We start from the raw sequence: 16,883 nt of genomic DNA, 5'->3' as shown, positions 1-16,883 counted from the left end.
AAGGCTTGGGAGGGCCTTGTTCATGAGTATCGTCCCCGTCACATCTGCCGATCTCGATGCCGCCGAGGTCAGCTGGTTCGCCGCACTCTGTTCGGATGATTACGCATATCTCGGCGTACCCGACGGCAAACTGCGGTCAAGCTGGGCGCATTGTTCGGGGATCGTGAAACGCGCCGAGGCGAACGGCTTTCGCAACATCCTCTGCCCGTCCTCCTACCAAGTGGGGCAAGATACGCTGAGCTTCGTCGCGGGCTGCGCGCCGATCACCGACAGGATCAATTTCCTTGCCGCCGTGCGCTGCGGCGAGATGCAGCCGATCATGCTGGCGCGCACCATTGCCACGCTCGATCACATGCTGGACGGGCGGCTGACGGTGAATATCATCTCTTCCGATTTCCCGGGCGAGGTGGCCGACAGCGCCTACCGCTACCAGCGCTCGCGCGAAGTGGTGGAAATCCTCAAACAGGCCTGGACGCGCGACACGATCGATTACGAGGGGCAGGTCTACCAGTTCAAAGGTTTGACGACCGATCCCGCGCGCCCCTACCAGATCGGCGGCCCGCTCCTCTATTTCGGGGGCTATTCACCCGATGCGCTGGAACTCTGCGGGCAGCATTGCGACGTATACCTGATGTGGCCCGAACCCAAGGACCAGATCGCCGACCGCATGCGCGCCGTGAACGCTGTGGCCGAACGCTATGGGCGCACGCTCGATTACGGTCTGCGCGTCCACATGATCGTGCGCGACACCGAGACCGAGGCGCGGGACTATGCCGAACATCTCGTCTCGAAGCTCGATGACGAGCTGGGTAAGCTGATCCGCGACAGGGCGTTGGACAGTGGATCGCTGGGCGTGAGCCACCAAGCCAAGGCGCGGGAGCTTGCGGATAAATTCGGCTATGTCGAACGGCATCTGTGGACCGGGATCGGGCGCGCGCGCTCGGGCTGCGGCGCGGCGCTGGTGGGGTCCGCCGACCAGGTGCTCTCGGAAATCGAGGCCTACCGCAAGATGGGCATCCGGGCCTTCATCTTCTCGGGCTATCCGCATATGGACGAATGCGACCATTTCGGGCGGCTGGTGATGCCGGAGCTGAAGACCTGCTCTCTGCCCCATGCCTATGGCCGGGTTCCGGCCCATGCGCCCGCGACGCCCTTGGGAACAGGAGAAAGACGCTGATGACCTCTCACGTGGAACGGATCAAGGTCGGCCCGCTGGACCTGTCGCGCATCGTCTATGGCATGTGGCGCCTTGGCGATGACGCCGACACCTCGCCCGCCCATGTCGAGGCCAAGATCGAGGCCTGTCTGGCGCAGGGCATCACCACGATGGACCAGGCCGATATCTATGGCGGCTACACCGCCGAGGCGATCCTGGGCGATGCCTTGCGCGCGGCACCGGGCCTGCGCGACCGCATCGAGATCGTGACCAAATGCGACATCATCGCGCCTGTCGGCCGCTATGCCGAGGCGCGGGTGAAATACTACGACACCTCCGCGCGCCATATCACGGCTTCGGTCGAACATTCCTTGACCGCCATGGGGATCGACACGATCGACCTTCTGCTGATCCACCGGCCCGATCCGCTGATGGATCAAGAGGAAACGGGCCGCGCCCTCGACACGCTTGTCGCGGCGGGCAAGGTGCGGGCGGTGGGCGTTTCGAATTTCAAACGCCATGACTGGAGCCTGCTGCAATCGGCGATGGAAACGCCGCTTGCCACCAACCAGATCGAATTGAGCGTGCTGCACCACACACCGTTCACCGATGGTGAGGTGGCGTGGATGCAGGAGAAATCCGTGCCGATCATGGCTTGGTCGCCGCTCGCGGGCGGGCGGCTGTTCGGGGCGGAGGGCAGCGCCGTTAAGGCCGTGCTCGACCGCATCGGGCAGGACCAGGGCGTGGCCGCCGATGCCGTGGCGGTGGCCTGGCTGTTGCGGCATCCGGCTCGCATCCTTCCTGTGATGGGCACCAACAGCCTTGCGCGCATCGCGACGCTGGGCGATGCCGCGCGGGTCACGCTCGACCGCCAGACATGGTTCGAGATTTACACCGCCGCCTTGGGGCGTGAGGTCGCGTAGGCCTCCCTTGGCGGCTCCCTGCTTCATCTTCCCTCAAATACAGAATTCCCCGGCCGACACCCGGCGCGGTCGGGCATGGGGCGCGCGCCTTTGACACGGTCAATCTGATGTGAAGCGGTGTCGCATGCTATTGGCGGGGCGGTGTGATAGGCCTAAGCTTCCGGCATGATCGTAGAACTCGGACATTTCGCCCTGATCCTCGCCTTCATGGTGTCGATCTTCCAGATGATCGTGCCGCTGGTCGGCGCGCAGCGTGGCAATGCCGCGTGGATGGCCGTGGCGGACCCCGCCGCGACCACTCAATTCCTGCTGACGGCCTTCAGCTTTGCCGCGCTTACCTATGCGTTCGTCACCTCGGATTTCTCGCTCAATCTCGTGACCGCGAATTCGCATACCGACAAGCCGATGCTCTACAAGATTTCGGGCGTCTGGGGGAACCACGAAGGGTCGCTGCTGCTTTGGGTGTTGATCCTGACGCTGTTCGGGGCCTGCGCATCATGGTTCGGGGCCAACCTGCCACCGACGCTGAAGGCGCGGGTTCTGGCGGTCCAATCCTCGGTCGCGGCGGCCTTTTTCGCCTTTATCCTTTTTACCTCCAACCCGTTCATCCGGTTGGAAATTCCACCCTTCGACGGGCAGGATCTGAACCCGCTGCTGCAAGACCCGGGCCTCGCCTTCCACCCGCCCTTCCTCTACCTCGGCTATGTCGGGCTTTCGATGGCCTTCTCTTTTGCCGTCGCCGCCCTGATCGAGGGGCGGGTCGATGCCGCATGGGGCCGCTGGGTTCGGCCGTGGACGCTGGCGGCTTGGGTTTTTCTGACCATCGGCATCGGGCTCGGCTCGTGGTGGGCCTATTACGAGCTTGGTTGGGGCGGGTTCTGGTTCTGGGATCCGGTCGAGAACGCCTCGCTCATGCCGTGGTTGATCGCGGCGGCTCTTCTGCACTCGGCCATCGTGGTCGAAAAGCGCGAAGCGTTGAAAAGCTGGACGATCCTTCTGGCCATCCTCGCCTTTGGCTTCTCGCTCATCGGGACCTTCATCGTGCGCTCGGGTGTGCTCACAAGCGTGCACGCCTTCGCCAATGACCCGGAACGGGGCGTTTTCATCTTGATGATCCTCGCGTTCTTCATGGGTGGCGCGCTTCTGTTGTTCGCCTTCCGTGCCGGTACGATGGAAGCAAAGGGGGTCTTTTCCACCGTCAGCCGCGAAAGCGGGCTGGTGGTGAACAACCTGCTGCTGGCGGTCTCCACCTTCGTGGTTTTCATCGGCACGATCTGGCCGCTCATCGCGGAAATGATCTGGGATCGGACCCTGTCGGTCGGCCCGCCCTTCTTCAACGCGGCCTTCACGCCCTTCATGTTCGGCCTTGCCGTCGCCCTTCCCATCGGTGCGATGTTGCCGTGGAAACGCGCGGGACTTGGGCGCGTCGTGACTGCGCTGGTGCCCGCGATGGTGCTTGCGGTGGCCATCGGGCTTTTGGCCTACGCGGTCTTCACCGGGAGTTCGGCACTTTCGCCCATCGGGATCGCGCTGGCGGTCTGGCTGATGGCGGGCGCGGTCGTCGACCTGTGGTCGCGCACCGGGCGCGGCGATCTTGCCGGGCGGTTTGGGCGCCTGTGGCGCCTGCCGAGGGCCGATTGGGGCAAATCCGTTGCCCATGCGGGCGTGGGCATCACCATGTTCGGCGTCGTCGCCCTGACCGGTTACCAGACCGAGGATATCCGCGTCGCCCAACCCGGAACGCCCTATCAGGTCGGGCCCTACCAGATCGAGCTTTTGTCGGTCGAACAGAACGTCCAGGGACCGAACTACATCTCGACCATGGGTCATGTCGCGGTGCGTGAGGCCGATGGCACCCAGATCGCGCTTTTGCATCCAGAGCGGCGGATCTACCCGGTGGCTGGTATGCCGACGACGGAAGCCGGCATCGACAACGGGTTCACGCGCGATGTCTACGTGACCTTGGGCGAGCCGCAGGCCAGTGGCGGTTGGGCCGTGCGGGTCTGGCTGAAGCCCTTTGCCAATTGGATCTGGGGCGGCACCATCATCATGGCGCTTGGTGGCTTCCTGAGCCTGAGCGACCGTCGCTACCGGTTTGCTGCGGGTGCCACCAAGGCACGGGCGGCGATGGACGGGGTGCCCGCGGAATGAGGGCGCTTTTGCTTGGCGTGATGCTGGCGCTGGCCAGTCCGGCGCTGGCCGTGCAGCCCGACGAAGTGCTGCCCGATCCGGTGATGGAGGAACGGGCGCGCGATATCTCGGCCGGGCTGCGCTGCCTTGTCTGCCGGAATGAATCGATCGACGAATCCAACGCCACGCTGGCCCGCGACCTGCGGCTTTTGGTGCGCGAACGGCTGGTGGCGGGGGACAGTGACGCGGAGGTGGTGTCGTTCATCGTCGACCGCTATGGCGAATATGTCCTTTTGCGTCCGACGCTTACGGGCTCGAACATTGTCCTGTGGCTGGCGCCTGCGGTGCTGTTGCTGTTGGGCGGGGGGCTGTCGCTCGTCTATGTCCGGCGCCGCGCGCAAAGCGCTGCACCGACCGAAGCGGCGTTGAGCGTCGAGGAAGAAGCGCGGTTGAAAGACCTCTTGCGCGAGTAAGTGACGCCGCGTTTGCGCTTTTCCGGAGAGGGTCGCGCGTCTAGTCTGCTGCGACGCAAGCAGGGAGCGGCGGATGGAGTACCAGACGATCACGCGGGTGGACCGCGACGGGATGGCGGTGATCACGCTCAACCGGCCCGAGGTAATGAATGCGCTGAATGCGCAGATGCGCGCCGAAATCACCCATGCCCTTGAAGATGCAGGGAAAACCGCGCGGGTCGTGGTGCTGACCGGGACGGGGCGCGCGTTTTGTTCGGGACAGGATCTGGGCGACAAGGCGGCTGTTTCCGACATGAACCTCGAGCGGACGTTGCGGGATGAATACATCCCGATGCTGATGGCGATCGTGGACTGTCCGGTGCCGGTGATCGCGGCCGTCAATGGCACGGCGGCGGGGGCGGGGGCGAACCTTGCGCTGGTCTGCGATATCGTGATTGCCGCGGAAAATGCCTATTTCATTCAAGCTTTTACGCGGATCGGGCTGATCCCGGATGCAGGCGGAACATGGGTTTTGCCGCGCATGATCGGGCTGCAGCGGGCGATGGGCGCTGCGTTGTTCGCGGAGCGGATCAGCGCGGCGCAAGCAGCACAATGGGGCATGATCTGGGAGGCGGTTCCCGAGGCGGAGTTCGACGCGACCTGGTTGGCGCGGGCCGAGCATCTGGCCACGGGGCCGACCGAAGCCTATCGCAAGATCAAGAAGGTGATGCAGGCGAGCGCCGGGAATTCCCTTGAAGAACAATTGCTTCTGGAAGGGCAATTGCAGGGCGACTGCGGGCGCACGCGGGATTTCAAGGAAGGCGTTCTGGCCTTCATCGAGAAGCGGCCGGCGCGGTTCGAGGGGCGGTAGGGCCGGTTCGGGGCTCTGGCGATTTTTGAATAGGGGGCTCTGCCCCCGGCGCGCTTTGCGCGCCTCCCCCGGGATATTTTTGAAACAGAGAAGGGCAGGGCGTTAACCTTGATGCGGGGTTAACGGCGCGGGGCGTTTCTTGCCGGGAGGTTAAGATCGCGCGGCGAAGCTTGTCGAAGGGTTAATTGCGCAGGCGCGGCCTTGGAGGGTTGAGGAAGGGTAAAGGCCGGGTTGGGGCCTTTACCTTTTTTTCATGTGGTTCAGCGCTCGGGGATGAGGCCGCGCGGGCTGAAGCGCAGGACGAGGAGCAAGATGATGCCCATCGTCAGAAGCCGCATATGGGCGACCGACTCCATGAGGTGACCGCGGAGCCAGCTGTCGGCATCCATCCCCGCCGTGATGCCCTGCATCAGGAGCGCGCCGAGCGGTTCGACCTGGATCCAGAGCCACCAGATCAGGAAGCCGCCCAGAACCGCGCCCCAGTTGTTGCCCGAACCGCCGACGATCACCATCACCCAGACAAGGAAGGTGAAGCGCAGGGGTTGGTAGGTGCCGGGAACGAGCTGGCTGTCGAGCGTGGTCATCATCGCGCCCGCCATGCCGATGACGGCAGATCCCAGCACGAAGACCTGAAGGTGGCGCGCTTTCACATCCTTGCCCATGGCCGAGGCCGAAACCTCGTTGTCGCGGATCGCGCGCATCATCCGGCCCCAAGGCGAATTCCACGCCTTTTCGGAAAGCCAGATCAGCGCGAGCAGCACCACGATGAAGAGCGAGGCGTAGCAGAGTTTGACGAAGATCGAGGAGAAGGTGATGACATCGGCCCCGATCCGGTCGGCAAGCTCGATGAACCACGGCGTTTGCTGGAGGTTCACCTCGTAGGGGACGGGTCGGGGAATGGTGGTCACGTTCTTGACGCCGCGCGCGAGCCAATCCTCGTTCTTCATCACGGCGATGATGATTTCCGCGATGCCGAGCGTCGCGATGGCGAGGTAATCCGAGCGCAGGCCAAGGGCGGTCTTGCCGATGAGCCAAGCGGCCCCTGCGGCGAGCACGCCGCCCATGGGCCAAGCGAGGATCACGGGCAGGCCGAGGCCACCGAGATAGCCGGTGGCGGCGGGGTTGACCGCCTCGACCCGTGCCACGGCGGGATCGAAAACGGCGCGGAAGAGGAAGAAGCCGCCGATCAGGATGACCAGCATCGCGAGCGTGCGCATCAGCCCCGCGGCCATGCGGGAATAGGCGAGGATCGCCAGAACGATGGTCGCGGCGCCGAGAACGAGGCCGAGCAGGATCTGGATGCCGCCCGCCGCCCATGCCTCGTCCACCGGGTCCATGGAGACGAGGACGGCGGCGAGGCCGCCCAAGGCCACGAAGCCCATCACGCCCACGTTGAACAGGCCCGCATAGCCCCATTGCATGTTCACGCCCAAGGCCATGATCGCGCTGACGAGCGCCATGTTGAAGATCGAGAGCGTGGTGTTCCACGATTGCAAGAAGCCCGTGCCGACGAAGAGGAGGCCGACGAGGACGAAGAGCAGGATGGCGCGGGTGTCGAGGCTGCGGGTCATACCGATTTCCCCTTCATGATGCCGGTGGGCCGGAACAGGAGGACGATGAGCAGGATCGCGAAGCTGACCGCGAATTTGTAATCGGTCGACAGAAGCTGCAGCAGGCCTTCGGGCTGCCAGTCGCCGGGTGCGAGATATTCCACGACCTTGCGGAAAGCATAGGTCACGCCGACCTCGGAAAAGGCGATGAGAAAGCCGCCCAAGATCGCGCCGACCGGGTTGCCCAAGCCCCCCACGATGGCGGCGGCGAAGATCGGCAGGAGAAGCTGGAAATAGGTGAAGGCTTTGAACGATTTGTCGAGGCCGTAGAGCGTGCCCGCTGTGGTGGCCAGTGCCGCCACGATCAGCCAGGTGATCATCACCACACGCTCGGGGTTGATGCCGGACAGGAGCGCCAGATCCTCGTTGTCGGAAAAGGCGCGCATGGATTTGCCGGTGCGGGTGCGGTTCAGGAACCAGAACAGAAGCGCCACGGCGATAACGGCGACGACGATGGTGATGCCCTGCGAGGTGCGGAAGGCCAGACCTTCCTCGAGCCCGGTCATGTCGCGGAAGGTGCGGGCCGAGATGATGAAGCGTTCGCCATCCGCGAACCGCTGGTCATCGACGCCGATGATGAAGCGCACGATGCCGTTCATGATGAACATGACGCCCAGCGAGGCGATGACATAGATCACCGGCTTGGCCTTTTTCGCGCGGTAGAAGCGGTAAACGGCGCGGTCGGTGCCGACGACGAGGAGGCCCGTCACAGCGATGCCGACGGGCAGCGCGAGAAGCGCGGTGGGCAGCGGGCCGATCCCGTCCATCCCCATGCCTTGAAGGCCCCAGGTGCAGAGGATCACCACCATCGTGCCGAAGGCCATGGTGTCGCCATGGGCGAAGTTGGAAAAGCGCAAGATGCCGTAGATCAGCGTCACACCCAGCGCGCCGAGCGCGAGTTGTGCGCCATAGGCCGTGGCCGGGATGATGACGAAGTTGAGCAACGTCACGATGGCGTTGAGGATGTCCATTCAGGTCATCTCCTCGCAGGTTCCGAAATAGGTGATGGCGGCGGCGGAGCCGTCGAACATGTGCAAGGTCAGGATCGCGGTGCGGTCCACCTCGATCGTCAGAAGCTCGGCGGTGCCGGGGTGCCCCGTGCCCGCATAGGTGGCGGGCAGGGCGGCCGCGGGGGTCAGGCGGGCGACGGGGGTCGCGCCCATGGCCGTGCGCAAGAACAGGTCGCCCGCATGATCGGCGGCGATCACCTGTGCCTGAAAGCCCGCTGTTTCGCAGCCTTGGGCCACGTCGCATTCGACGGTGAAGCTGCAGGCCCAGGGTTCGGCGAGGGCGGGCGTCGCGGCGAGGCAGAGGAGGGCGGCAAGGCAGCGCATGCGCGTCAGCCGCCCAGGAAGCTGCGGCGGACCTGTTCGTCGGCCAGCAGTTCCTTGCCGGTGCCGGTATGGGCATTGCGGCCCTGCACCAGCACATAGCCGCGATCGGCGATCTCGAGCGCTTGGCGCGCGTTTTGTTCGACCATGAGGATCGGGATGCCGGTGCGGCTGACCTCGATGATGCGGTCGAACAATTCGTCCATCACGATCGGGGAGACGCCGGCGGTGGGTTCATCGAGCATCAGCACCTTGGGCTGGGTCATCAGCGCGCGGCCCACGGCGACCTGTTGGCGCTGGCCGCCCGAAAGCTCGCCTGCCGGTTGGTAGCGCTTGTCCTTGAGGATTGGGAAAAGCTCGTAGACCTGTTCCATCGTCGTGCGGATGTCGTCACGGCGGATGAAGGCGCCCATCTCAAGGTTTTCTTCGACCGTCATGGAGGCGAAGATGTTGTTGGTCTGGGGCACGAAGCCCATCCCCTTGGCGACGCGGGCCTGGGGCGAGAGGTCGGTGATATCCTCGCCGTCGAGGCGAACGGAGCCTTCGCGGACGTTGAGCATGCCGAAGACGGCCTTCATCGCGGTGGATTTGCCCGCGCCGTTGGGGCCGACGATCACGGCGATTTCGCCGGGGTTCACGGCGATGGTGCAGGCGTGCAGGATGTCGGGGCCGGTGCCGTAGCCGCCGGTCATCGTGTCGCCGATCAGGAAGGCCTGGCTCGTGTTCATCGCGTGCTTGGTGCCGGGGGTCGCGGTCAGGGTGCCGCCGCCTTGCTTGGCGATCGACCAATCCTTGTTGCCGCGATCGTTCTGGTAGGGGTTGGAAGTGTCGCTCATGCGCCGGCCTCTTCCAGCTGGTCCTTGTTCTTGAGGCCGGTACCCAGATAGGCCTCGATCACGGCTTCGTCGGCCTTGATCTCGTCGATGGTGCCCTGGGCGAGGACCTTGCCCTCGGCCATGACGATGACGGGGTCGCAGAGGCGGCCGATGAAATCCATGTCATGTTCGATGACGCAAAACGTGTAGCCGCGTTCCTTGTTGAGGCGGATGATCGCGTCGCCGATCGTGTTCAGGAGCGTGCGGTTCACGCCCGCGCCGACCTCGTCCAGAAAGACGATCTTGGCGTCGACCATCATGGTGCGGCCAAGCTCGAGCAGTTTTTTCTGACCGCCCGAGACCATGCCCGCAGGGTGGTCGGCGAGATGTTCGATGGTCAGGAATTCGAGAACCTCGTCGGCCTTGGCGCGCAGGGCGCGTTCCTCGTCCGCGATGCGTTTGCGGCCGAACCAGGTGTTCCAGAGCGTTTCGCCCGATTGACCGGCGGGAACCATCATCAGGTTCTCGCGGCAGGTCATGGAATGGAATTCATGCGCGATCTGGAAGGTGCGCAGGAGGCCCTTGGAGAAAAGGACATGGGGCGGCAGGCCGGTGATGTCTTCGCCATCCATCACCACGCGGCCCGAGGTGGGGGGCAGAACGCCCGCGATGACGTTGAAGAGCGTGGTCTTGCCCGCGCCATTGGGGCCGATCAGCGCGGTGATCGAACCCGTCTCGATCGTGAGGCTTGCGCCGTCGACGGCGTGGAAACCGCCGAAATGCTTGTGCAGGTCGTGAACGGTGATCATGCGGCATGGCCCCCTTGGGTGCGAAACAGCCCGGTTCGGGACCGGGCTGTCTGCCTGTCAGTGATGGTGCTCGGCGATCAGCGGAAGCCGACCACGGTCAGGGCGCCGCCCTGGATCTCGATCTCGCGGTAGTTGCCGGCGCTTTCGCCGCCACCGATGAGTTCCACAGCCGAGGCGCCGACATAGTCGATGTCCTGACCTGCGGCGAGGAGTTCCAGACCGCGTGCCAGTTCGCCGGGCAGGATCGGCTCGCCCGGGGCGTTGGCCACATCCATCACGCTGCCCGCGTATTCGGAGGGCACGGTGGAGCCCGACGCCTGCATGGCGAGCAGGATCAGGGCCGCGGCGTCATAGGCTTCGGCGGAGAAGGGCGAGGTGCCGTCATAGCCTGCAGCCGATGCCATGGCCTGGTAGAGGGCCGCGCCTTCGCTGTCGGTGCCGGGGTTCTGGCCAAACGAGCCGTCGATGTCGGAGCCGAAGTTGTCCACGAGCGTCTGGCTGACCATGCCGTCGGGGAAAACGAAGGTTTCGAAGGCGCCCGAGTCGAGCGCCGCCTGGATGATGCCCGAGCCGCCCTGGTCGACATAGCCCGCAACGACGAGCGCATCGCCACCGGCGGAGGCCAGTGCGCCCACTTCGGCCGAGTAATCGGCGCGGCCGTCTTCATGCGCGGCAACGAGGGTCACGGTGCCGCCCAGTTCGGTGAAGGCCGCCTGGAAGCTGTCGGCGAGGCCGAGGCCGTAGTCGTTGTTGGTGTAGGTCACGGCGACGGTGTCGATGCCGCGCCCGAGGATGATTTCGGCCATCACCACGCCCTGACGCGCGTCGGAGGGTGCGGTGCGGAAGAACAGGCCATTGTCCTCGGCGGTCGAGAGCGCGGGCGAGGTGGCGGAGGGCGAGATCATGACCATGCCGTTCGGAACGGCCACGTTGGTCATGATGGCGGTGGTCACGCCCGAGCAATCCGCCCCGACGATGCCCGCGACACCATCAGAGGTGATGAGGCGTTCGGCAGCGGCGGTTGCGGCGGAAGCGTCGATGCAGGTCGAGTCGCCGCGGACCGGGGTCACGGTCGTGCCGCCCAGCAGCATGCCCGAAGCCGAAACTTCGGCCATCGCCATCTCGGCGCCCATGGCCATGCCCGGTGCCAGCGATTCGAGCGGGCCGGTGAAGCCGAGGATCACGCCGAGCGAGATGCTTTCCTGCGCCTGCGCCGCGCCGGTCAGCGCCAGAGAGGCCGCAGAGGCCAGAAGGATTTTTTTCATTGATGGTCTCCCAGGTTGGACAGTTTCTGTCTTATGGCGTGGCACGGTAGCGGCAGGCAAAGCCGAAGAAAAGAGCAATCCGCGTGGCACGGCCTCAATCGCGGCTTGTCCTGCTGAGCCCGGGGTCTGGCGGGACGATGGCCTGCGAGACGCGCCGTTTCGGGCGAATGTCCTGCACGGGTTTTGGCCTGATCGGGGGCTGACGGCGCTGCGGGTGCGGCCTTGCCTTCGGGCGGGGTTTCATCGGATGGTCACGCCTGCGCCGCGCGGGGATCGCGGGCGCGTCACGAGGTGGGACCGCGAGGGGACAGATGGACGCCACGATCCTGTTGCATTGGGCCGAGTTTGCCGTGCGCTGGCTGCATGTGATCACCGCCATCGCGTGGATCGGGTCGAGTTTCTATTTCATCGCGCTGGATCTGGGGTTGAACCGCAACATCCAAGGCCCTGCCGATGGCGAGGAATGGCAGGTCCATGGCGGGGGATTCTACCATATCCAGAAATACATGGTGGCACCTGCCGCGATACCCGAGCATCTGACGTGGTTCAAATGGGAAAGCTACGCCACGTGGCTGTCGGGGGTGGCGCTGCTCGCGCTGCTCTATTGGGTCGGGGCAGAGATGTACCTGATCGACTGGCGTGTGATGGAGCTGTCGGTCTGGCAGGCGGTGGCGATATCGGCCGCGTCGCTGGTGGTGGGCTGGGTCGCCTATGATCTGCTCTGCAAGTCCAAGCTGGGCGAGAATCCGACGCTGTTGATGGTGCTGTTGTTCGCCATCCTCGTGGTGCTGGCCTGGGGCTATACGCAGGTCTTTTCGGGGCGGGCGGCGCTGCTGCATCTGGGCGCGCTGACCGCGACGATCATGACGGCCAATGTGGCGATGATCATCATTCCCAACCAGAAGATCGTGGTGGCGGACCTGAAGGCGGGGCGCACGCCCGATCCCAAGTATGGCAAGATCGCCAAGCTGCGCTCGACCCACAACAATTACCTGACGCTGCCGGTCATCTTCCTGATGCTGTCGAACCATTACCCGCTGGCCTTTGCGAGCGAATGGAACTGGCTGATCGCGGCGCTGGTGTTCCTGATGGGGGTGACGATCCGGCATTTCTTCAACACGATGCATGCGCGCAAGGGGATGCTCTGGTGGACATGGGGGGCGACGGCGCTGATTTTCGCGGTGATCGTCTGGCTGTCGGCTCTGCCGTTGTCGGGGGATGACGCGCAGGCCGAGGCGCGTCTGTCACCGGGGCTGGAGCGGTTCGCGGCCCATGCGGAATTCCCGGCGGTGGCGGATCTGGTCTATGGCAATTGCGCGTCGTGCCATGCCTCCGAGGTGATGATGGCGGGGCTGGCTGCGGCACCGGGCGGTGTCGTGCTGGACCGTGACGATCTGATCGCGCGGCAGGCGCAGGCGATCTACCTGCAGGCGGGCGCAAGCCATGCGATGCCGCCCGGCAATTTCGCCTTTCTGACCGAGGAGGACCGGGCGTTGATCCGCCGTTGGTACCGTGAGGCCGTGGGCGGGGCGCTTTAGGGCATGTTGCGCAAAAGTGGGAACCGGTTTTGCGCATCCAGAACATGCGGAATCAGAAGATCAAAGCGCGGCGCGTGACTGCGCAGCGACGCGACGCGCTTTGGAACAAATCGGGCAGGGGAGGACACGATGCCGGCACCGAAGAACGTGTTGAAACAGGCGATGGCCGAGGGACGGCTGTTGCGCGGGCTGTGGCTGGCGCTGGGGTCCGAACCCGTGACCGAGATCGCGGGGCGGGCCGGGTTCGACTGGTGCCTTGTCGACGGGGAACACGCGCCCTTTGACCCGGCGATGATCCGGCGACAGATCATCACGCTGGAAAACACCGGGACGCCTGCCGTGGTGCGGGTCCCGGGCAACGAAGAGTGGATTCTGAAACAGGTGCTGGATGTGGGCGCGCAGACGGTGATGGTGCCCATGGTCAACACCGCCGAGGAGGCGCGGGCCGCCGTGCGCGCCTGTCTTTATCCGCCTGAGGGCATCCGGGGCGATGGCGGCTACACGATGCGGGCGAGCGGCTATGGCGCGGTGGCCGGCTATGCCTCGAGCGCCAATGCCGAGATCTGCGTGATCGTGCAGGCGGAAACGCGGGAGGCCTTGGACAATCTGGCCGAGATCGCCGCCGTTGAGGGCGTTGATTGCGTGCTTTTCGGCCCCGCCGATCTGGCCGCCGATCTGGGCTATCGCGACAACCCGACCGCGCCCGAATTCTGGGAGGAGATCAAGCGCGGGATCGGCGTGATCCGTGCGGCAGGCAAGGCTGCGGGGATCTTTGCGCCCGCGACCCGCAATGCCGAGATGGTGGCGGCGGGTGTCACCTTCCTCAGCCTCGGGGCGGATGCGGCGTTGATGACGGCGACCTTGGGGGCCCTTGCGCGGAGCGAGACGTGATCACGCTGGAGGGTGACGGGGCGAGCCTTGGGATTGACGACATCGTCGGGAATATCCCGTTCTGGCGGGTGGAGGGGCGCGAGATCCTCCACGCTGCGCCGTGGCGGGAGGAGGCAGAGGTGCAGGGCGATCCGGCCATCCCGCTGGTGAACAAGCGGCTGGCGGGCGATTTCCTTTGCATGCCATTCGGGCGCGACGATGTGACGGGCGGACCGATCCACGGGGCGACCGCAAATGCGCCATGGGAGGTGGTTGAGACGGGTGCGGCCCATGCCCATCTGCGGCTGTCTGTGCCGGTGCAGGGCGCGGTGGTGGACAAGCATCTGCGGATCGATGGACCAGTGCTCTACCAACGCCATGTTGTGACGGGCGGGCAGGGCGCGGTCAATTTCGCCCATCACCCGATGGCGCGGATGGCGGCGGGGGGGCGGCTGTCCTTTTCGCCCAAGCGCGCGGTCCTGACCGACCCGGTGGCGCAGCGGGAGGGGCGGAACCTCTGGGCGCTGGGGCAGAGCGTGCCGGGGCTTACGCTGGCGCGGGTGGGCGGCGGCGAGTGGGACCTGCGGCACTATCCCGAGCATGAGATGGTCGAGGATTTCTGCACGCTGGTGGAGGCGGAGGGCGCGCGGATCGGTTGGACCGTCCTGATGCGCGAGGCCGAGGACGACATGCTGGTCGTGGTGAAGGATGCACGGGTGATGCCGGTGACGATGCTTTGGGTGTCGAACGGCGGGCGGGAGTTTTCGCCGTGGAACGACCGGCACAGGGGTGTTCTGGGGATCGAAGATGGCTGTGCGGCGGGGGGGCTGGGGTTCGCAGCCTCCTTGTCGGACAATCCCTTTGCCGCGATGGGTGTGACCACGGCGCTGCCCCTTGGAGGCGTGCAGGTGATCCGCCACGCCATGGTCGCGTTGCCCCGCCCCAAGGACTGGGTGGAGGTGGCGCAGGTCGCGGTGGCAGGCGATGCGCTGACCCTGACCGAAGCGGGCGGGGCGCGCATGTCGGTGGCTTTCGACGGGGGATTCTTTCCATGATCCTCGGACTGGAGGGGCAGATATGATTCTCGTCGATGCCGATGCCTGTCCGGTGAAGGAGGAGATCTATACCGTCGCCTTTCGCCACAAGGTTCCTGTGCGGCTCTTCGCGGGCCAATACCTGCGCCATCCCGATCATCCGCTGATTTCCATGACCATGGCGGGCGATGCCTTTGACGCCGCCGACGACCTGATCGCGGAGGCGGCAGGGCCGGGAATGCTCGTCATCACCGCCGACCTGCCGCTGGCCGATCGCGCGATCAAGGCGGGCGCGCAGGTGATGACGCATCGGGGCGAAGCGCTGACTTCGGCCAATATCGGCGGCAAGTTGGCGACCCGCGATCTCTTGGCCGATCTGCGTGGCGGGCTGGAGGGACAGACCCTTGGCGGGCCGCGCCCCTTTTCCAAGACCGACCGCAGCGCCTTTCTTCAGGCGCTCGACCGGGCGCTGCGCACGCTCGGGGCTTGATGGAACCGGGTCCATGCGGTATCTGCGCGCCTTCGCCATCCCGGAATTGATCCCATGAGCTTTACCCTCGCCATCGTCGGCCGCCCCAATGTCGGCAAATCCACGCTGTTCAACCGGCTGGTGGGCAAGAAGCTTGCGCTGGTCGACGACCAGCCGGGCGTCACCCGCGACCTGCGCGAGGGGGCGGCGCGGTTGGGCGATCTGCGCTTTACCGTGCTGGACACGGCGGGGCTTGAGGATGCGACCGACGACAGTTTGCAGGGACGGATGCGACGGCTGACCGAACGCGCGGTCGAGATGGCGGATGCAAGCCTGTTCCTGATCGACGCGCGCGCGGGCATCACGCCCAATGACCAGCTCTTTGCCGAAATCCTGCGCCGGTCCGGGCGGCCCGTGATCCTTGGCGTGAACAAGGCCGAGGGGCGGCAGGGCGAGGCGGGGGTTCTGGAAGCTTTTGCCTTGGGTCTGGGCGAGCCCATCGCGCTCTCGGCCGAACATGGCGAGGGGATGGGCGAACTGGCTGTGGCGCTGGCACCGATGATCGAGGCGGCCGAGGAAAAACTGGCCGAGATCGAGGAGGCCGAAACCGATGTGGACATCGATGCCGATGGGGACGGGGTGGATGAAGAACGCCGCATAACCCCCTCACGTCCCTTGCAGATTGCCATCGTGGGGCGGCCCAACGCGGGCAAGTCCACGCTGATCAACCGCATCATCGGGCAAGACAGGCTGTTGACCGGCCCCGAGGCCGGGATCACCCGCGATGCCATCGCCGTGCCCTTCACCTGGGACGGAACGCCGATGCGGATCTTCGACACGGCGGGGATGCGCAAGAAGGCCAAGATCTCGGAAAAGCTGGAAAAGCTGTCGGTCGCCGATGGCTTGCGCGCGATCAAGTTCGCCGAGGTGGTGGTGGTGCTGCTCGATGCGGCCATCCCGTTCGAGACGCAGGATCTGCGCATCGCCGATCTGGCCGAGCGCGAGGGCCGCGCCGTGGTCGTCGCGGTCAACAAATGGGACCTTGAGGACGAGAAGCAGGACAAGCTGCGCGCGCTCAAGGAAATGTTCGAACTGCACCTGCCGCAGCTGCGCGGCGCGCCGTTGGTGACGGTTTCGGCCAAGACGGGCCGGGGATTGGACCGGTTGCAGGCCGCGATCTTGAAGGCGCACGAGGTCTGGAACCGCCGTGTGACGACCGCGCAGCTCAACCGTTGGCTCGGCGCCATGATCGAGGCGCATCCGCCGCCGGCCCCCTCGGGACGGCGCATCCGCCTGCGCTACATGACGCAAGCCAAGACACGGCCGCCCGGTTTCGTGGTGATGTGTTCGCTGCCCGAGAAGCTGCCCGAAAGCTATTCGCGCTATCTGGTCAACGGGTTGCGGGACGATTTCGACATGCCCGGCACGCCGATCCGGCTTTGGATGCGGTCACAGGCCGATCAGAACCCGTTCAAGGATCGCAAGAAATCCATCCCCTCGCGGCTGTCGAAACATGTCCGCAGCGGGGCGACGAAAAAGAAGGGCTGAGCTCAGGCTCAACCCTTTCTCTGTTTTTCAAATATCCTGGGGGAGCGCGAGGGGGCAAAGCC

16 protein-coding genes are annotated in these 16,883 nt (G+C 65.1%); 10 read left to right on the top strand and 6 right to left on the bottom strand.

All coding sequences use genetic code 11. The annotated features are described in order from the left end of the window. The first annotated feature begins 22 nt into the window (after window positions 1–22). From QQK63_RS07330 to QQK63_RS07310, 5 genes are all read left to right on the top strand, one after another. Window positions 23–1,177: an LLM class flavin-dependent oxidoreductase gene (locus QQK63_RS07330; RefSeq protein ID WP_277823118.1), complete on the top strand. Its 1,155-nt coding sequence runs from the start codon at window positions 23–25 to the stop codon at window positions 1,175–1,177. Then, the gene (locus tag QQK63_RS07325; protein ID WP_377135389.1) at window positions 1,177–2,079 is read left to right on the top strand and encodes an aldo/keto reductase; all 903 of its coding nucleotides are present in this window, start codon (window positions 1,177–1,179) and stop codon (window positions 2,077–2,079) included. Before QQK63_RS07330 ends, QQK63_RS07325 begins: the two co-directional genes overlap by 1 nt. Window positions 2,080–2,244: 165 nt before the next feature. Continuing rightward, entirely contained in the window at window positions 2,245–4,230 is a 1,986-nt protein-coding gene (locus QQK63_RS07320) for a heme lyase CcmF/NrfE family subunit (protein ID WP_277823116.1), read from the top strand. After that, window positions 4,227–4,682, top strand: coding sequence for a cytochrome c-type biogenesis protein (locus tag QQK63_RS07315; RefSeq protein ID WP_277823114.1), 456 nt, complete (start codon window positions 4,227–4,229; stop codon window positions 4,680–4,682). Before QQK63_RS07320 ends, QQK63_RS07315 begins: the two co-directional genes overlap by 4 nt. 73 nt (window positions 4,683–4,755) lie before the next feature. Then, window positions 4,756–5,532: an enoyl-CoA hydratase-related protein gene (locus tag QQK63_RS07310; protein ID WP_277823112.1), complete on the top strand. Its 777-nt coding sequence runs from the start codon at window positions 4,756–4,758 to the stop codon at window positions 5,530–5,532. Between the two features lie 260 nt (window positions 5,533–5,792). On the opposite strand, the gene QQK63_RS07305 is transcribed toward QQK63_RS07310, so the two are convergent. From QQK63_RS07305 to QQK63_RS07280, 6 genes are all read right to left on the bottom strand, one after another. After that, on the bottom strand, window positions 5,793–7,103 hold the full coding sequence (locus QQK63_RS07305; protein ID WP_277823110.1) for a branched-chain amino acid ABC transporter permease: 1,311 nt from the start codon (window positions 7,101–7,103) through the stop codon (window positions 5,793–5,795). Beyond that, the gene (locus tag QQK63_RS07300) at window positions 7,100–8,113 is read right to left on the bottom strand and encodes a branched-chain amino acid ABC transporter permease (RefSeq protein ID WP_277823108.1); all 1,014 of its coding nucleotides are present in this window, start codon (window positions 8,111–8,113) and stop codon (window positions 7,100–7,102) included. Before QQK63_RS07300 ends, QQK63_RS07305 begins: the two co-directional genes overlap by 4 nt. Next, window positions 8,114–8,476, bottom strand: coding sequence for a hypothetical protein (locus QQK63_RS07295; RefSeq protein WP_277823106.1), 363 nt, complete (start codon window positions 8,474–8,476; stop codon window positions 8,114–8,116). 5 nt (window positions 8,477–8,481) lie between these two features. After that, a complete protein-coding gene (locus tag QQK63_RS07290; RefSeq protein WP_277823104.1) occupies window positions 8,482–9,309 on the bottom strand; it encodes an ABC transporter ATP-binding protein in 828 nt (275 codons plus the stop codon). After that, window positions 9,306–10,097 carry an ABC transporter ATP-binding protein gene (locus QQK63_RS07285; protein ID WP_277823102.1) on the bottom strand — a complete coding sequence of 264 codons (792 nt, stop codon included), beginning with the start codon at window positions 10,095–10,097 and terminating at the stop codon, window positions 9,306–9,308. Before QQK63_RS07285 ends, QQK63_RS07290 begins: the two co-directional genes overlap by 4 nt. Window positions 10,098–10,174: 77 nt before the next feature. Further along, a complete protein-coding gene (locus tag QQK63_RS07280) occupies window positions 10,175–11,362 on the bottom strand; it encodes an ABC transporter substrate-binding protein (protein ID WP_277823100.1) in 1,188 nt (395 codons plus the stop codon). A 311-nt stretch (window positions 11,363–11,673) separates the two neighbouring features. Here QQK63_RS07280 and QQK63_RS07275 point away from each other — a divergent pair, with 311 nt between their 5' ends. The 5 genes from QQK63_RS07275 to der all read left to right on the top strand — a co-directional run bounded on the left by QQK63_RS07275 (window position 11,674) and on the right by der (window position 16,821). After that, complete coding sequence (locus QQK63_RS07275; protein WP_277823098.1) at window positions 11,674–12,900, top strand: urate hydroxylase PuuD; 1,227 nt, start codon at window positions 11,674–11,676, stop codon at window positions 12,898–12,900. A 129-nt stretch (window positions 12,901–13,029) separates the two neighbouring features. After that, window positions 13,030–13,791, top strand: coding sequence for an HpcH/HpaI aldolase family protein (locus QQK63_RS07270; protein WP_277823096.1), 762 nt, complete (start codon window positions 13,030–13,032; stop codon window positions 13,789–13,791). After that, complete coding sequence (locus tag QQK63_RS07265) at window positions 13,788–14,825, top strand: aldose epimerase family protein (RefSeq protein ID WP_277823094.1); 1,038 nt, start codon at window positions 13,788–13,790, stop codon at window positions 14,823–14,825. Before QQK63_RS07270 ends, QQK63_RS07265 begins: the two co-directional genes overlap by 4 nt. Before the next feature lie 22 nt (window positions 14,826–14,847). Next, the gene (locus QQK63_RS07260) at window positions 14,848–15,294 is read left to right on the top strand and encodes a YaiI/YqxD family protein (RefSeq protein WP_277823092.1); all 447 of its coding nucleotides are present in this window, start codon (window positions 14,848–14,850) and stop codon (window positions 15,292–15,294) included. 54 nt (window positions 15,295–15,348) lie between these two features. Further along, on the top strand, window positions 15,349–16,821 hold the full coding sequence (gene der / locus QQK63_RS07255) for a ribosome biogenesis GTPase Der (RefSeq protein ID WP_277823090.1): 1,473 nt from the start codon (window positions 15,349–15,351) through the stop codon (window positions 16,819–16,821). Window positions 16,822–16,883 lie beyond the last annotated feature (62 nt).

The sequence above is a fragment of the Roseicyclus marinus genome, from assembly GCF_030163795.1.
Classification (GTDB): domain Bacteria; phylum Pseudomonadota; class Alphaproteobacteria; order Rhodobacterales; family Rhodobacteraceae; genus Roseicyclus; species Roseicyclus marinus.
This window is presented reverse-complemented; position numbering and strand designations above follow the sequence as displayed.

What these genes read in the sequence shown, in the direction of transcription:
- QQK63_RS07290 (WP_277823104.1), bottom strand. Translation starts at nt 9,309, where the DNA reads ATGAGCGACACTTCCAACCCCTACCAGAACGATCGCGGCAACAAGGAT.
- QQK63_RS07300 (WP_277823108.1), bottom strand. Translation starts at nt 8,113, where the DNA reads ATGGACATCCTCAACGCCATCGTGACGTTGCTCAACTTCGTCATCATC.
- QQK63_RS07280 (WP_277823100.1), bottom strand. Translation starts at nt 11,362, where the DNA reads ATGAAAAAAATCCTTCTGGCCTCTGCGGCCTCTCTGGCGCTGACCGGC.
- QQK63_RS07320 (WP_277823116.1), top strand. Translation starts at nt 2,245, where the DNA reads ATGATCGTAGAACTCGGACATTTCGCCCTGATCCTCGCCTTCATGGTG.
- QQK63_RS07295 (WP_277823106.1), bottom strand. Translation starts at nt 8,476, where the DNA reads ATGCGCTGCCTTGCCGCCCTCCTCTGCCTCGCCGCGACGCCCGCCCTC.
- QQK63_RS07305 (WP_277823110.1), bottom strand. Translation starts at nt 7,103, where the DNA reads ATGACCCGCAGCCTCGACACCCGCGCCATCCTGCTCTTCGTCCTCGTC.
- QQK63_RS07310 (WP_277823112.1), top strand. Translation starts at nt 4,756, where the DNA reads ATGGAGTACCAGACGATCACGCGGGTGGACCGCGACGGGATGGCGGTG.
- QQK63_RS07260 (WP_277823092.1), top strand. Translation starts at nt 14,848, where the DNA reads ATGATTCTCGTCGATGCCGATGCCTGTCCGGTGAAGGAGGAGATCTAT.
- QQK63_RS07325 (WP_377135389.1), top strand. Translation starts at nt 1,177, where the DNA reads ATGACCTCTCACGTGGAACGGATCAAGGTCGGCCCGCTGGACCTGTCG.
- QQK63_RS07285 (WP_277823102.1), bottom strand. Translation starts at nt 10,097, where the DNA reads ATGATCACCGTTCACGACCTGCACAAGCATTTCGGCGGTTTCCACGCC.
- QQK63_RS07315 (WP_277823114.1), top strand. Translation starts at nt 4,227, where the DNA reads ATGAGGGCGCTTTTGCTTGGCGTGATGCTGGCGCTGGCCAGTCCGGCG.
- QQK63_RS07330 (WP_277823118.1), top strand. Translation starts at nt 23, where the DNA reads ATGAGTATCGTCCCCGTCACATCTGCCGATCTCGATGCCGCCGAGGTC.
- QQK63_RS07275 (WP_277823098.1), top strand. Translation starts at nt 11,674, where the DNA reads ATGGACGCCACGATCCTGTTGCATTGGGCCGAGTTTGCCGTGCGCTGG.
- der (WP_277823090.1), top strand. Translation starts at nt 15,349, where the DNA reads ATGAGCTTTACCCTCGCCATCGTCGGCCGCCCCAATGTCGGCAAATCC.
- QQK63_RS07270 (WP_277823096.1), top strand. Translation starts at nt 13,030, where the DNA reads ATGCCGGCACCGAAGAACGTGTTGAAACAGGCGATGGCCGAGGGACGG.